Origin of the sequence: Marivirga atlantica (genome assembly GCF_016734805.1) — a bacterium.
GTDB classification, from domain to species: Bacteria; Bacteroidota; Bacteroidia; order Cytophagales; family Cyclobacteriaceae; genus Marivirga; species Marivirga atlantica.
Map to the genome: position 1 here is coordinate 796593 of NZ_JAERQG010000001.1, position 17065 is coordinate 813657.

General features: G+C 33.7%; 13 protein-coding genes. All 13 read right to left on the reverse strand.

The genetic code is table 11. The features are described 5' to 3' along the window. Positions 1–3: 3 nt before the first annotated feature. The gene (locus tag JKP34_RS03565) at positions 4–5718 is read right to left on the reverse strand and encodes a PKD domain-containing protein (protein ID WP_201917782.1); all 5715 of its coding nucleotides are present in this window, start codon (positions 5716–5718) and stop codon (positions 4–6) included. Next, entirely contained in the window at positions 5719–6732 is a 1014-nt protein-coding gene (locus tag JKP34_RS03570; RefSeq protein WP_201917784.1) for a glycosyltransferase, read from the reverse strand. It lies immediately after the preceding gene. A 175-nt stretch (positions 6733–6907) separates the two neighbouring features. Beyond that, on the reverse strand, positions 6908–7702 hold the full coding sequence (locus tag JKP34_RS03575) for a glycosyltransferase family A protein (RefSeq protein WP_201917786.1): 795 nt from the start codon (positions 7700–7702) through the stop codon (positions 6908–6910). Further along, positions 7703–8821, reverse strand: coding sequence for a glycosyltransferase family protein (locus JKP34_RS03580; RefSeq protein ID WP_201917788.1), 1119 nt, complete (start codon positions 8819–8821; stop codon positions 7703–7705). Next, entirely contained in the window at positions 8799–9704 is a 906-nt protein-coding gene (locus tag JKP34_RS03585; RefSeq protein WP_201917790.1) for a glycosyltransferase family 2 protein, read from the reverse strand. The genes JKP34_RS03580 and JKP34_RS03585 overlap by 23 nt, the downstream gene beginning before the upstream one ends. Positions 9705–9707: 3 nt before the next feature. Beyond that, positions 9708–10619 (reverse strand): hypothetical protein, encoded by a 912-nt coding sequence (locus tag JKP34_RS03590; RefSeq protein ID WP_201917792.1) that lies wholly within the window; start codon positions 10617–10619, stop codon positions 9708–9710. After that, positions 10600–11586, reverse strand: coding sequence for a glycosyltransferase family 2 protein (locus JKP34_RS03595; RefSeq protein WP_201917794.1), 987 nt, complete (start codon positions 11584–11586; stop codon positions 10600–10602). Before JKP34_RS03595 ends, JKP34_RS03590 begins: the two co-directional genes overlap by 20 nt. Beyond that, a complete protein-coding gene (locus JKP34_RS03600) occupies positions 11583–12626 on the reverse strand; it encodes a glycosyltransferase family 2 protein (RefSeq protein ID WP_201917796.1) in 1044 nt (347 codons plus the stop codon). Before JKP34_RS03600 ends, JKP34_RS03595 begins: the two co-directional genes overlap by 4 nt. Then, a complete protein-coding gene (locus JKP34_RS03605) occupies positions 12619–13695 on the reverse strand; it encodes a glycosyltransferase (RefSeq protein WP_201917798.1) in 1077 nt (358 codons plus the stop codon). Before JKP34_RS03605 ends, JKP34_RS03600 begins: the two co-directional genes overlap by 8 nt. Continuing rightward, positions 13692–14483 carry a class I SAM-dependent methyltransferase gene (locus tag JKP34_RS03610; protein ID WP_201917800.1) on the reverse strand — a complete coding sequence of 264 codons (792 nt, stop codon included), beginning with the start codon at positions 14481–14483 and terminating at the stop codon, positions 13692–13694. The genes JKP34_RS03605 and JKP34_RS03610 overlap by 4 nt, the downstream gene beginning before the upstream one ends. Continuing rightward, entirely contained in the window at positions 14480–15139 is a 660-nt protein-coding gene (locus JKP34_RS03615) for a class I SAM-dependent methyltransferase (RefSeq protein ID WP_201917802.1), read from the reverse strand. The genes JKP34_RS03610 and JKP34_RS03615 overlap by 4 nt, the downstream gene beginning before the upstream one ends. Then, positions 15136–15846, reverse strand: coding sequence for a TylF/MycF/NovP-related O-methyltransferase (locus JKP34_RS03620; protein WP_201917804.1), 711 nt, complete (start codon positions 15844–15846; stop codon positions 15136–15138). The genes JKP34_RS03615 and JKP34_RS03620 overlap by 4 nt, the downstream gene beginning before the upstream one ends. Then, positions 15839–17062, reverse strand: a complete 1224-nt coding sequence (locus JKP34_RS03625; protein ID WP_449566793.1) for an ABC transporter ATP-binding protein — start codon at positions 17060–17062, stop codon at positions 15839–15841. Before JKP34_RS03625 ends, JKP34_RS03620 begins: the two co-directional genes overlap by 8 nt. Positions 17063–17065 lie beyond the last annotated feature (3 nt).

Here is a 17065-nt window from a genome sequence, read left to right on the forward strand (position 1 = left end):
GCCTTAGTAGAAGACAACTTTTCTAACCACTTCATTTTGGTTGTAGCGGATACGAACAAAGTAGATGCCTTCTTTTAGGTCGTCCTTTGAGAGCGTAATTTCGTTGTAGCCGGCTTCAAGAGGTCTATTAAATTGTTTAGCAGTTTTACCGTCACTTTGTTCTATCAAGAATTCTACCGAAGCACTTTGCGGGATGATTATTGGAATAGTAATATTGTTTTTAGAGGGATTAGGATAAAGCGGTAAAACGTTAAAGGCACTTGTAATATTGATGCAACTTCTGTTGTCAGCAGTATTACTTTCTTCAAAAGCACCTTTTACTGCCACAGCTTCAACACAGACTCTATCAACACCTAATAATTGTTCCGGGGAGAGCTGCACACTTAGTCTTTCATTCTTAAGCTTTTCCGGTAATATTTCTGTTTCTAGCCTTTCCGTCACTGAATATTCACCAAAATTAAGCGATAGGTTATAGTAGTCAGGGACCAGACTGCCTTTGTTACTTAAGGTTAGAATGAATTCAGTAAAGCCGTTACCCTCAATAGCTTGAATATTATTGAGGGCAATATTTAATTCTGGCTTGCGGGCACTTAGCTGCTTATTCATTGTTTCGGTACAACCTTGCTCATTGCTAATTTCAAGGCTTACAAAATATAAGCCCACAGAATCAATAGTCTGTACTAGGTTTGCACTTTCAGAAATTAACTCATCATTGAGATACCATTTTGCTGATTCTCCTGAATTTAAAGATGCGCTTAGGTTTAAATCGTAAGGAACTGCCACGATGGGTGAAGATAAATTGAAAATTGGATTAGGGCTGTTGGCTATATTTATTGTTTGGCTTGTGCTCACCATACAAGCTGTTTCCGTTTCTACTTCCAGTCTGATCTCAACACTTCCGGCATCCTCTGTAGTAAGCATTGGGTTTTCTTCAGTGCTAAAAAGTTCATCATCGAGAAACCATTTATAAGAGGAGACTTGGTTGCCATTTAAGGTGGAGTTATTAGTTAGCTGAATAGGACTGCCAACACATTGATTCTGTACTGTAAAAGCAACAGTAGGAGGAGCCAGAATGGTTATTTCTTCTTCTACTGTTTTGCTACAAAGTTGCTCCGTCTCCTGACGGTATGAAACTATATAATTACCAGATTCACTAAAGGTATAAGTAAGAGAAGGAGAAGTACTAGTGGTTAACTCATCTCCTTCAATAGTTTTTAGGCTCCAAAAGTGGTTTTCAATGTTATTATTATCATTGCCCGAAAAAATAAATTCTTCACCCAGGCAACTTGGTGCAAAGTTTATGCTTGGTTCAGGACTTTCGCTAACTGTAATGGTTTTCGTTTCAAATGTTGTACAACCATCTTCAGTGGTAACTTGAAGTCTTACCTCATAGGTGCCGGCTTCTTCATAAGCATAGAGTGGATTGGCGAGGTTCGAGATGTCTGATGAGATTCCTGTAACCCCAAAATCCCAAAGGTAATCAGCCACATTGGCATTATTCAAACTAATATCTTCATTAAACTGAACTTCAGTATCCTCGCAGGCAGGATCTACTGTGAAGTTAACATCAGCAAGAGGAAACACTTCTATTTCTTCAGTGATGGTATAATTACATCCGTTGGTAGTAAAAGCGGTAAGTTCAACAGTTTTAATACCAGGCGTATCATAGCTATGGACAGGGTTTTGCTGAGTGGAACTGCTACCATCTCCAAAGTTCCATGAGTAGCCCGTTATAAACTCCCCGGAGGAGATATTATTAAATTCAATTACCTGTCCGAAACAGTTGCTGGCTTCCACAAAGTTTACGTTAGGCCCCGGATTAACTTCAACTGATTGGGTGAGGCTTGAGGTACAACCGGCCATCTCAATAACCAATGCAACTTCATAGGTGCCTGCTTCTGCATAAATATGCTCAGGATTTTCTTCTACTGACGTATTGCCATCTCCAAAATCCCAAACAAACGAGGCTTCTGTTAGTAAGCTGCTAGTATTGGTAAACTGAATAGGTTTTTGCGAACAAAGTGCTCCTTTTGAAGATCCGCTAAAGGTGACAGTGGGTGGTTCGTAAATTTCAATTGTTTCTACGCGTCTGTTGGTGCAGCCGTTTATGCTTTCCCCTTCTACTACCACTTCATAAGTGCCCGGTGTGTCGAATATATAGCTCGGGTTTTGAACATTAGCGCTGTCTCCATTTCCGAAAGTCCATAGCCAGTTGCTAATGTCATCTGGGCTGTTGGCTTCAAAATTTATGGTTGATCCAATGCATCTTTCGCTATTGGCTATCAGGGTGTTGATCTCTGGTGCTACATCTGAGGTTACGGTAATTTCTTTTGTAAGGGATGCTGAGTTTCCGTTAGGATGATAGGCAGTTAGAGTGATTGGGTATGTGCCAGATGAATTGAAGTTTAATATGGGAGAAGCTGAGTATGAAATAGCTTGATCTAAACTGCAATCATCATCAAACATAATTTTAATAACATCATCTAAATTGAAGTCTGTAAAGAATCCAATAAATCTTGAATTATTATTTTTAATAACATCTAGAGACCAGCTAGCATTTGAGCCTGTTGTAATACCATAGTTAGTTACATTAGGTATATTATTTATATCATTTCCGAAATCCAACCTAAAGAATTCTCCTGCTCTATTTACAAGTAATGAGTAGTAGTTATCTCCCTCTTTAAATAATTGAGGTCCAGAAGGTCTAACGAAAGTATTGCCAGTAATTGATAAATTCTCAATTGATGGGTCTGCATTAAGCGAGGAAGTGAATTGAAGCTTAATGAGATTGTTTCCGCCTACTTGGCCTAAGAGCATTATCCACTCATTAGGACTGAACTCTAAAATATCAAACGAGGCTAATTGGTTAGCACCAGGTATTACATACTCGTCCTCACTTATCGGCAAATTTATATTAGCCTTATCAATAACAATTTTAGATAATTTGGCTGTTCCAAAATTACTAACAAACAAAAAGACGGAATCCTGATTGGTCTCTATTTTTATTCTTGAGGGATTATTGAGGCTTATATTGGTTAAAGGAAGTTCTTGTATAGAAGGATCAGCGTTTAAATCATCTCCAAAGTTTAATGAGTAGATTTTACTTTGAGTGAAATCTACAGCGTATCCAATCCAATTATCATCTACCCGAACTACATCTATAGAGATTGGTTCCTGAAAGAAAGTACTTACGTTTTGAATTGATGATTGTGCATAGATAGCTTCAAAATCACTAGAGACGTGGTATTTTTGTATAGAATTGCTAGCTCTATTAGGTATGAATAAATAAAAACTAGTATCTGCTTCAATTATCCTAGTTTCGAATGGAGTTGAAAGTCCTTGGTTTATGTAGGGTTCGAAGCTTGGAGTTAGTGTAAAGAATTCTTCAAAGCAGAAATCCCATTCATAACTATCAGCATTCACAGAGGTGTTTTCAATCTGGAACCGCTCTTCCAAACATACAAGTGCAGGTAGATTGAAGTCAACAGTAGGTTCATCTGCCACGGAAACTTCAATAGTACGCTGTTTTGTAAACACACAGTTATTGGCCGTTGTTACGGTCAAATCAATTATGTATATGCCTTCACTAAGATTATAAGTAGCAGTATCGGTTGTTTGAATCTCACCATTTAGCTCCCATTGATAGGTTATGTTTTGTGTGCTATCGTAGCTATTTAGCCAGTCCACTCCTAATCTGAAAGGTAGGTTCTGAATAGCTTGAGTGGCCTTAATACTATCTATAATCTGATCATAAATTTGAATTGCTTGAGATGTAGAGGTGGCACACCCACTGGCATTACTTACTTCTAACGTAACAGTGTAGATTCCTGAATTAATATAGGTTGTTTGAGGGTTTTCTATGGTACTAGTTTGTCCATTTCCAAAATCCCAATTGTAACCTGTTATAGTTGTACCTGTACTCAAGTTCGTAAATTGGATAGTTTCATTTAGACAGTTGTAATCATAACTGAAATTTGGTAGTGGACCATCAATTATTTCTAAGGTTGATTGATAAGTCGATACACATCCTAAAACCGTTGCTTCCAGGGTAATCGTTTTTGTTCCTGACATTTCAAAAGTAAACTCAGGATTTTTTAATGAACTGACTCCTTCTCCATTAAAATCCCATGACCATTCAACATTTTCTCCAAAATCGAAAGGTGTCAGGTTACTAAAATCAATTGTTTCAAATGTGCAATATTCAGTAGAAGCAGTTGAGAACTCTGGCTGAGGCTCTGGTAAGATGACAAGGGTGTCATAAAAAATGTTGGTACAACCGTCTGTATTTTCTACTTCTAAAGTTATAAAATATTCACCATCACTTGCATATTGATATGTCGGATTACTTGCCATACTATTGTTTCCGTCCCCGAAATTCCATAAATAACTATTAATATTATCGGAAGTATTAAAGGTGAAGTTTATATCATCTAACAAGCAATAGGCTGAATTTATATTGATTTGACCTGTTGGAGCTGTACTGGTATTTACCTCAATTGATTTTGAAGTAGTAGCAACTTCATCAAAAGAATTATAAGCATTTAGGTTGATGCTTTTAGTACCAGAAGAACTGAATTTAACAATAGGTTCTTCATTAGTAGAATATACAGGAATAGCATTACATATGTCATCAAAACTAAGTTTAATGGCCAGGTTTGAATTAAATCTTGTAAAGAATCCAACAAATCTTGAATTATCATTTTTAACAACATCTAGAGACCAACTGGCATTTGAGCCTGTTGTAATACCATAATTGGTAACATTTGGTGTATTGTTTATATTAGTTCCGAAATCCAACAGAAAGAATTCTCCTAATCTATTCACAAGTAATGAGTAGTACTTATCTCCCTCCTTAAATAATTGAGGGCCAGATGGTTTGGTGAAAGTATCGCCAGTAATTGGTAAATTCTCAATTGAAGGATATGCATTAAGTGAATTAGCAAATTTTAGCTTAATGAGATTGTTTCCACCTGCTTGGCCCAAAAGCATAATCCACTGATTCGGACTAAAATTTAAAATATCAAATGAGGCTAATTGATTAGCACCAGCTATCGCATATTCATCCTCACTTATCGGCAAATTTATATTAGCCTTATCAATTACAATTTTAGATAATTTGGCTGTTCCAAAATTACTAACAAACAAAAAGACGGAATCCTGATTGGTCTCTATTTTTATTCTTGAAGGATTATTGAGGCTTATATTGTTTAAAGGTAGTTCTTGTATAGAAGGATCAGCACTCAAATCACCTCCAAAGTCCAATGAATAAATTTTGCTTTGTGCGAAATCTACTCCGTAACCAACCCAATTATCATCTAACCGAACTACATCTAGAGAAATTGGTTCCTGAAAGAAGGTACTCACGTTTTGAATTGATGATTCTGCATAGATAGCTTCAAAATCACTAGAGACGTGGTATCGTTTTATGGAATTATTATTTCTATTAGGTACGAATAAGAAAGAACTAGTATCTGCTTCAATTATTCTTGCCTCAAAAGGTAATGCTAATCCTGAATTTGAAAATGACTCGAAACTTGGGGTTAAGGTAGAGAATTCCTCAAAACAGAAATCCCATTCATAACTATCAGCATTCACAGATGTGTTTTCAATCTGGAACTGCTCTTCCAAACATACCCCTGTTGGCAGATTAAAGTCTGGAGAAATTTGTGCACTAACTTGAATAGATAGTACTAAGAAAAGTATTATGAAATATTTCATTTAACTCGTAAAAATCATTTCCCACTTGCTAATATAGCCACTGATTGCTCTTTCTCGTAAGCCAATTTTCCTAATTTTAGTTCTAGGCAATCGCAATAACTCCTCTATTTCTCTAATCGAGATTTCCTCTATTTTATTAAAAACGACCCCAATGTTTTCTTTATCAATGATAATATAGTCATCCGAAATACCTTCAGGTATTATTACAGGTAGCCCACAGGCCCAATACTCACCATTCTTGATAGGTGAAGAGTATCTTCTACTAGGTATAGCACGAATACCACAAAAACCTATATCAGCAGCAGATAAATACTTATTAACATCTTCTTTTTTTAAATATTTCGAGTGAATCTTGTTATGAGGTAAATTAAATTTATCAAGTTTATTTTCTATTAAGTTATTAGAATAATTGGTAAGTAAAAAAAAATGAAATTTATCTGAATCGTACTCTAGGCACTTTTTAAGAAAAGAAAATAATTCATCTTCCATATACATTCCTCCAATTTTGCCCAAATAAGCTATCACAATCTTATCATTCTCAATTTTTAATTCTGACCTTATTTGGTTTCGAGATTCCTGATCAAAATAGTATTGGTTAGTATCTATGCAAGACGGAATAACATGGATAGGAGATTTAATTCCTTTTTTAATTAATATATCTTTATAAGCTTTAGTTGCGGTAATAATGTGTTGTGTGTTTTTTGCAATCGGAACTTCCATCTTTTTCAGAAATTGATATTCCCAGCTTGATTTTTCCCACACCTGGGATTCTAACATATAATCCGCATGTGGCTCAAAAGTGTGAATTGCATGTGGTTTTCTGGACAGCTTACTTAAATAATGACCTATTATAGCACCTGGAAATCCTTCTGAATATATTTTTTTACACTTGTGCTTTCTGATCAATCTTAAGCTCATGAATAAACCGGCTATAAAATCATAAATCTTTTTTACAAGCTTAAATCTGCCTGAGTGCCAATTGGTGGTGTACCATTCAATGTTTTGTTCCTTCAAAGAGGCTCTTATTTTATTTTGCTCAGCTTTGTTAAGCTTAAAAGCTTGCTGTTCCCACGTTAGCAAAATAAACTTAATGGGTTCAGAATAATTTAATTGCAAATAAGGAAGAACTGCACTTTGAAATACTGGGTCTTTATAACTGTAATAAGCAAAAACAAAAATAGTAGGCATACTAGAATAGGGAATTAACAGCTTTAATTATTTTCATTTTGCGAATATAAGCCAAAAACATAGCTCTCCTCCATTTATACTGATAACGCTTAAAGTCGTCCTGCTCAATCTCTTTCCAGTTTCTAATGATACTACCCACTGTGCGATACCCTTTCTCTAGACCTTCCAAATTACTCATGGCTGATTTCTCCGATTGTCTATAAATTAGTGTAGGTTCTTCTGTATAAGTATACTCACTGCCATCACGTGCCAGTTTCATAAAAAAAAGTAAGTCCTCACTATGGGTAAGGAACTCATTAAATTTGTAGTTCTTGTTGGGATTACGTTTTATCATCCAGGTAAGCCCTAAAAATGATCGTCCCCCTAATCTACATAAATCATGCAATGGATTGCCTCGGAATGAAGGTTTCCATTCTTCGAAAACAGTGTTCATATCAGCAGATTTCTTTATGACAATCCCATCAGCAAATGCTAGTTGAGGGTTTTCATCAAACAACTTCCTGCGTGCTTTTAAGCTGTTAGGAGGTAAAACATCATCACTGTCTAAAAAAGTAATAAAATCACCTCTTACCATGCTTAGCCCTTTATTACGTGCTGCTGCTACACCTTTATTTGACTGTTCATAATATTTTATTCTATTGTCATTAAAAGATAAAGCTATATTCTTGGAGGAATCTGTGCTTCCATCATTTATGAGAATTAGTTCCCAATCATCCAGAGACTGATTGAGAACAGAATGAATGGCATCTTTAAGATAATCCTGAGCATTATAGAAGGGGGTTATAATAGAGATCATTTATGTATAAATTAATTTCTCCACCCTTTTTATCTGGTTGCTATACGTATTGTTTAAAGCGTATTCTTTTCTTCTATTAGTTAGTTCGTTTGAGGACCACAGATTCATATTATCTATCACATTGCCAAAATATTGAGTATATATATCTTTATCTTGTGCCATTAATATAAGTCTTTCTTCATTAAGTTCGGAGTATTCCTCTGACCAAGTACTAATTATCATTTTGCCTGACCCCAGATAGCCCATCATTTTATGAGGATTCGCCAATTGTTCTGGAAATTCTTGATATCTATATGTTATGATTAATATATCCGTCAACATATAAAAATTGGTTAATCGATTTGAAGGAAGCTTACCTATATAAAAAAAGTTAGCCTTGGACTCCATAAACTTTTTTCTTTTTTCATCCTCCCATGGACCGGCAAAGACAAAATCAATATTTTGAAATTCATTGACGAGATGTTCTAGCAGACTCCAATCAATATATTTAATATCTAAGTTTCCGGCATATCCAGCCTTTATCTTATTGTTACCTGGCAAGTTAAGATTGATCTCTTTCTTATTGCCAGCAACAGTTTTTTCATTGGAAGAAGGGAGATATCCATGGTGGATAAAATAGGAATTTTTATTGAACCTTTCAGAACGTTTAACGATGTGGCGAGTAGACCCCAGACAAATATCAGCTGTTCTAGATGATAGTTCAATATTAAAATGTTGATTAAAATCAACGATATGCGAAATCTTTATTATACGGGAAGGAAGAGCTGAGAAATCGTAAAAAACTGAGTTGTCAAAACTCCAAACTATATTTATTTTTCGGACAATTAATTTCTCAAATTGAAGAAGTTTTTTTCTAAAGATCTTATTCCTTAAAAATTTTGGTAGGTATCCAATACCTGAAATGAATCCACCATAATCAATACATTTAATTGATTCGTATTCTGTCGCAGAAATCTTTATGTCTTTCAATTTTGGGGTTGGTGGATTAAGAAAGTAAACAGTATTCCCCAGACTAGTCAATTCTATTGCATAATAATGCTTTGAGACCTTAACTTCACTCCATTTTTGAGGTGATATAATAAGTATTATTTTGTCCTTAATATATTCCGTATGCAACATTTGCAGTTATGATAAAATCATAAAATTTATAGCGAATAAACTTTGGTAAAAGAAGAAAATTTTGGTTTGAGTCACAAAAATCTATTACCCTCTTTAATTTAAAAAAGTTGAAAAAAAATGATTTTAAGAAACTAGGTTTTGTAATAAACCTTTTAGGATCAAGCTCTTTTAGATCGCTATAAAGATTAAGCATTTCTAATTCTGCCTTTCTACTCTCTATTGCTCGATTTATATAATCCTTCAGTCCTTTAAAATCGTCATGGTAAACCCAAGTATCTCTTGAAAAGTAAACTTGTGTTTTAAAAATTTTATGAACCCTGTATGCTAGTGCAAAGTCTTCTTTGTCAGTTAAACGCTCATCAAATCCATTTACCCCTTCAAAAATATTTCTGTGTATTGAGAAATTTGCTCCATTAATCCTAAGCGACTCAGATTTCAGATATTTATTAGTTTTCTGATACCAAGAGCTTTCCATTTCTTTTCGAAAGAAATTAAAATCATCTTTAAATTTAGAATCGTCATAAAAACATGCTCCTCCAAGAATATTATTTTCGCCATGCAATTTATGGAATTGTACATGTGAATCTACACAAGACTTACTGGGTCTAACATCATCATCAAAAAAGATCAGTAAATCACCATTAGCTTGTTTAGAACCTAGATTTCTACTCCCCGCTCTGCCTTTATTTGGAGAGTTTATTATGGTTATATTAAGCAGGGAATCAGCTTTAAAGTTATTTAAAGTTTCTAATGTATTATCTGAAGAGCCATCATTTACTACTATTACTTCAAAGTCTTTATAAGTTTGACTCTCCAAGGACTTTAATAATGTTGTGATTTGACTAGATCTATTGTAGGTTGGAATTATGATGCTAACTTTCATGACTTAAATATTTGAAGGCATTACATTATCGGCAGAGTATATTTTTATATTAAATTGATGTAGTATACTCATTATATTATCGATTTGATCAGTCGATAATTCGTATTTCCATTTATCTAATTGACTGGCAATTTTATCAGTTTCCGTCTTTTTAGTTGTAAAACTGAGGCTTTGAGACCTTTTAATTATCTCACTATTTATATCTGTTTGCCATTGCTTTAGTAATTTTTTTAATACTTCTTCAGTATTTACAAAAAGATCCTCAAAGTATACAAGTTCTATTTTGTCGTTATTTATTAAGTCATGATTATTTATGCACCATTTAAAAGCTAAATTTTCCTCCACCGTTTTAATCCTATTAATTATATGCTGATAAGGGATATACGAGTTTGAATATAAATCTGGAATTACATATTGACTATCTACATCCGACCATGCTCCATGTTTTATTTGGGAAGCTATTACTGCACAAGGATGTCGAACTAAATGAATAGGTTTGTTTTCAAACTCGAAATTATTGATTAGCCAGTTTAACAATGCTCCTGCTCTGCAGAATTTAAACAATAATTGATTAGAGATGTAATGACTACGAATTCCCGAATATTGTAATAGGTGCATGTTTATTAATTTTCCAGAAAATAAACTCTCGAAAAAGTAATATAGTCTTTCATTTGATACGTGCTCAGGAATTATTTGGGGATACCCAAAACCTAAATCATTAAGTTCTTTAACTTTCCCTATATGAAGTGGTTCCCAAATCATAGATAGTCCTCCAATTTGAAAAAGTGTTTCCGCAAGCCATGTACTTCCTCCACGAGGATCACTTGATACTATTAAAGCTTTTTTAGGATCAAAACTTTTTAAATATGGTGCTATAAAACAAGCTGCTGAATTTCTAATTTTTGTTAGTCTCATTAGAAAAGTGATGAAATACAAGCTTTCGTAAAATAAACAGAGTAATCTTTACTTTTTTCCAAAAAGAAAGACTCTTAGCATAGCCGCTCCAGATTGTAATAATTGTTCTTGTATAGAGTTTAAAATAAATTAGTTGTCCTAATTGTTTTTCTAAAATATCATCTGGAGTTAAATCTATATATTTGTTTTTTACCTCCCTCTCGAGCCTTTCAAGTTCAATCAAATTATTCTCTTCTAAGGCGTTCGTACCTCTTGATTTATATGAGTTCAATAAATCAGCTGTAACAGAATGGATATAATATTTTCGGATATTGCTAATTTGAAATTTAGTGAGAGATGCTATGTTAAGTTCATAGTAATAAAGATACTCTTTCAGATTTTGATAAGGGTATTTTAAAATCATTTTGGAGATCCAATACAAATCTTCATTCCCATCATTTCCAAAAAAAGGGTTGTAATAACCCACTTCATCTAAAAGGGTGGTTTTGAAAAATAGAGTCCCTGGTAAGAAATGATACTGTTCTGGTATCGCATTCTTTATATCGCTATAATTGGAAGGTAAGGAGGATTTATTTATAGTTTTATTTTTATAACACTTGATAAACTGTGTGCCGCAAGCCTTACACTGTGGATTTTGTAATAAGAAGTTAAGCTGCTTTTCAATTCTTTCAGGATGAGAGCGATCGTCTGCATCTTGAAGCATTACATATGCCCCCTTTGCCTCTCTCAGGAGTAAGTTTCGTGTATAAACTACTCCTTTATTTTCTTGGTTTTCAAAAAATCGTATGCGTGCGTCTTGAATAGATAAAATATTTTCTTTTGACCTATCTGTCGAACCATCATCACAAATCAATATTTCGATATTATCGTATGTTTGACTTATTAATGAGAATATTGACTCTTTAATATATTTCTCTACATTATATGCAGGTACGATTATGCTTATTAAAGGACAATTATCAATCAAACTATAATTTTTTTAAATGTATTTTTAGTGTCCCAAAAGTGAGGTTTAAGAAGATTATAAAAGACTTTATCTAAGATTTTTTTTAATAGAGTGTTTTTATTTTCTTCTAGGTAGTATTCTTTTCTTAGGTAAATAGACCATAACAAATACCTCATACTAAGCACAAAACCTAATTTTTCACATAACCTCCAAGTCTCATTGGCTTCATATTTTTCATCTATTTCCCTTAGAAAAATTGTTAAACGAAAAGCCCAAAGCATAAAGTAAAACCTAACTTTTCTCGCTTTTAGTTCTTTATCATATTTTATCCATAAATTGTAAATAGTTTGTCTTCGTGATAATAGGTGTTCTTTCTTACGTTCATTTTTCCCGATTGAAACATGATTATGCTCACATCTATAATATGAGTCTGGAGTTGTTTCAAAGCAACTATACTGAGCACCTTCTAATAGGGCACGAATATGCAGTTCCCAATCCTGCCAACAGATTGATTTTTCTTCCCAACCGCCTATTCTTTCTAGAAATGTTTTTCTCCAAATACATGACAGAGTAGCCCAAGGTGTGTCACCAATAAGAAGCCTGCGTAAATGAGAAGGGTTTTTCTCTTTGTTTAAAATATTCCAAACTAGGTTGTAATCTCCAGGTTCTTCTTTAAAGCCTATAGTGGAAAATACAGCTAAGTCTAGAGGTTTGTTTTTTTCTATAAAAGATAACCTGGTTTGTAAGGAAAAAGGAGCTAATAGGTCATCTGAATCAAGAAAAACAATATATTGTGACCTGCTATGGGCAATCCCTATATTTCTACAGGTTGATGCTCCTTTTGGTTTCCTATCTCTTAAGATTAGTTTAAAGCGATTATCCTTTTCGGTAAAGTGTTTAATTAAATTAATTGAATTATCAGTGGAGCCGTCATCGACAATGATACATTCCCAATTATTAATAGTTTGTTGTAATACAGAATTAAGAGTTTCTTCAATTAAAGATTCTCTGTTGTAGTTTGGTATTACTATCGAGACCAATGGATGGTATTTATTATCCATTTAAAACATCTGTTAATTGTTTAATGCTATTTTCCAGTTTAAGAAATTTCATTTCTGAAAAACTAAAGTTATGATTAGTTGAATCGATAATATTATTGGCCATTCCTTGTATATCTAATTCCTCTGATAAAAATCCATTAACCCCATCCTTTACTATTTCAGGAATTCCAGAATGAAATGTTGAAATTACTGGTTTGCGCATATTTAATGCTTCTATTATAGCATTTGGTAACCCTTCACTATCACCACTGCTTGCTATTTTTGAGTGTTGGATAAAATAGTCGCATTCATGCATCATTTTTCGAACCATTTCATGATTGCAAGAGCCATGAAATTTTATCTCATTATTTAAGCCTAGTCCCTTAACAATGTCTTTACAGAGGTTGAGTAAATCACCATCTCCAATCATGTCTAAGGTTATGTCATTTTTCACTTTCAAAGCTTCCGAAAAAGCGAGGATGGTTATATAAGGAGCTTTTTTCTCAACGAATCTTCCTACAGCTAAAAATTTAGTATTTGTTTTTTTTTGCTTTGAATTAAAAGGTTCTTTTGTACTGAAATTAGAACCATAGGGTATAATTTTTATACTTTTTTGATTACCACCTAGGCTTATTAATTTATTTTTCATGTGATCCGAAACAACTATGACATTTTTAGCATATTTTAAAACATGTTCATAATATTTCCTATCAAATAAATATGTATAGGCATCATAGCCGTGAAAATGAACAGTATATGGGATGTTTGCCATAACACACGCGCCATAGCCCACCTTAGCAGTGGTGCCGTATTGAAACAATACATGTTCAACCTTATTCTTTATAAGATACTTAGCAAGAAGTTTATTTTGCTGACTTTCAAAATTCTTATTTAAGAGTTTCCTACCTATGAACCTCCTTAATTTGCTAATGAAATTTAATGCTGCAAGAGGTGTACCATTTTCATCAGCGAGCTCGCCAATTCCTGTGGTAACAATTTTTTTGTTAAAAGGTAAGTAGTCAATTTGGTTTTGAATAAAAGTTTCAGAATACTTACCAATGGACGGAGTTATAATGCATATATTCTTCAATCTAGCAATGATCTTAAAGTGTGTTTCAATCTCTGCTTATGAGATAAGGTTGGAATAATCTCATTTGATAAATTACTCTTCTTAAGAAGTGTGTATTTGGAATAAAAGTCTAATAAATCAACTGTTTTTATGAATTGATTAACGCTTTCTGTATGATATTTATAGGGGCGTTCAATAACTGCAAAAAGATAATCACGACTATTCCAAATGTCTAAATATTCAAAATGCGCTAAGTTGGTTTCCGTTTTCGTTGCAAAATCCAATATTACCTCTATATCAATATCTTCATCCACTGGTTGTAATCCTTCTGGTTTGTTATCCCTGAGATACTTCTGGTGGTATACTGTAGGGCAAGTAAAAATTACCCTTCCGTTGTCAGTCAATGCATGTTTGATATTTCGGTAAAATAAATCTCTCTTAGAAGCGGGAATATGCTCAAAGACATCTAATAAAATAATAGCATCGAATTTCCCATTTGGGAAGTTTCTGGTCAAATCCATTGATTGGTAGCTCAAATTATCTGCAGGAAATAAGGCATTTGCTGTTTTGGTAAGTTCTTTACTTATATCAAATCCTTTGATATCTGCACGTGTGAAATGTCTGGCGATTTCAAATGAACTCCAACCTAACCCAAATCCAAGATCAAGGATGCTGCGTACATCTTTTGGAATCTTTTTTAATGATAAAGAAATTGCGTTTTCAGTCCTTATATTAGGTTTAAGAAAATCCCTAATTAATCTATTCAAATAATTATTATAGAATTCTGCTATATTTTTTGATTCTGTCATGGTTTTTCTGCTACTATATAAAAAACAGAAGCATCAATCTGGTTAAGATTTCTTTTGTCAATTTTCTCTTGAAGCCAAGCAATAACTCTAAACAGTATTCCTTTTAATCTTGCGTGGACTAAATCAATTATTCCATCTTGAAATAACTGTAGTCCACTTGCTGCTAGGCCCATGAGCCCATATTGCTTCTTTATTTCGAAGTCTCTTTCGATTATTATTTTAGATAAACCATCTTTTGTCCAACGCCAATAATCTGTAGGGTCTGGATGATATTTCCAGTGTCCATGTGTAGATAATAACAATTTACCACCTGATTTTAGAACTCTGTTGCACTCTTCTAAGTATTCTTCTACAAACTCTACATGCTCTAAAACCTGAGTAGAAATAATGATGTCTATTGAGTTGTCATTTAATGGGATTTTACCATTACGTATATGTAAGTCAGCTTTTTTATTGCTTTCAATATCAACACCAATATACTCTATATCTTTTTTTAAAAATAAAGGTTTGTAAGGTGTATTTCCACAACCGTAATCTAATACCTTCATTTTATTTTTTAAGTAGTTATTTGTTACATCCTCATTAACTATTCTCAATAATGTTAGAATATAAAAACGGCCACTACTTTTGCTAGGGTTTAGTCGATCAATGCTCATGATTTTACTCCTAATCTACAAGTGTAATCAACTCTATTTAAGAATATTTGTATGTTATTCTTTTCAAAATACTCGTCTGTAGCCTTTCTAGCGCCTTCCCAATGACCATAATCATCTATTATTAGAATTCCACCTTTCACTAGTTTTGGGAAGAGATATTCTAATTCAATTCTAGTTGATTCATACCAATCAGTATCTAACCTCAAAAGCGCTATTCTTTCATGTTGATTTTCTGGAACAGTATGTTCTACCTTTCCAGGTATTAAGTGGCTTTTATTTTCAGGATAATCTATTAAGCCGATGTTTTTACTGACCTCTTCGATGTTAGCTTGGCACCAATCGGGTAGTTCATCGAATAATTTATTAGCAGAGATTTTATCTATCGAAATATCTACCTCCTCTGGTTCAGTCATTCCTTGAAAAGTATCATATAAGTAGATGTCTCGATAATCAGAATTATGTTTTAACACCGAAGCAGCAGCCATTATACTTCCTCCTTTCCAAACACCACATTCTACAATATCTCCATCTATATTGTTTTTAACCAAGTGTTCAACAGCTCTGATTAAATTAATTAATCTTGTTTTGCCTGTCATAGTATATGGTAAACATAAGTCTATGATGTTTTTCTCTGCTTCACTTAAATCTGCAAATTCGCGACTTGGTGAATGTTTGTTTTTTTTCTTTCTGGTTAGAAAATTACGCATCTAGTATCCATTTTGAATCTTCAATATATTTGCAAGCACCTTCGTTCCAGGGGAATTCTTCTCTTGCCTTAGTCATTTCGATTCTAAATGGACATATATTTAGTAATCTTATATTTGTGTCGTATTTCTTTTCTGAAAAAAAGACATTAAGACTGTAATTGCCCATATATAATCGAGGCTTCTCTATAATACAAATAATTTTTTGTTCACCGTTAGTACAAAAATTTCCTAAATCCTTATCAAAATACCATTGATGAACAATTGGCACACCTAATTGATCAATAATTTGAAATGAAAGAGCGGGATCATTTAATTCAAAAGGTATATTGATACTGAACAGTATCTCCAAGACTTCTCCGAATTGATGAATTTGATCTGGTAAAGAGGTATTCACTTTTACTTTTTTAATGAAAGGCGTCTCTTTCTCAGAATTATGGTCGAAATATTCACCTTCGTTCAGTTTACTATTATTTAAGTAGCTATTTAAGGCTGAATCAATTTCACCTCTATAAATACCTTTTCCTCTTTCAAGGTGAATTCCGGTATCACAAAGTCTTTCTACTGCCCCCATATTATGACTTACAAAAATCACCGTTCTCCCCTCATTTTTACTTACCTCGTCCATTTTGCCCAGACACTTCTTTTGAAACTCGGCATCTCCAACTGCTAATACTTCATCTACAATAAGTATTTCGGGTTCTAAATGAGCTGCAACAGAAAAGGCTAGTCTAACCTTCATTCCAGAGCTGTAGTGCTTTACTGGTGTATCTAAAAACTTTTCAACTCCGCTAAAATCTACAATCTCATCAAACTTCTGCTTGATTTCGGCACGTTTCATTCCGAGAATGGTACCGTTAAGAAAAATATTTTCTCTCCCAGTGAGCTCCATGTGAAAGCCAGTGCCAACCTCGAGGAGTGATGATACTCGGCCATTTATTTCAAAGCGACCAGTGGTAGGCTCAGTAATTCGTGAAAGGATCTTCAGCAAAGTAGACTTACCTGCTCCATTTCTACCAATTATACCAACCGCTTCACCTTTCTTTATTTCAAAGTCTAAGTCTTTTATCGCCCAGAAGCTTTCTTTGATTTTATTTCTTCCGAGAGCACTGCTAATTTTTTCAGCAAAGGAGCTTCTTAGGTCACCACTCTTTTGGTGCCCAATGATGTATTCTTTCCCTAAACCTTCAACTCTTATGGCTATATCTGAACTCAAAATCAA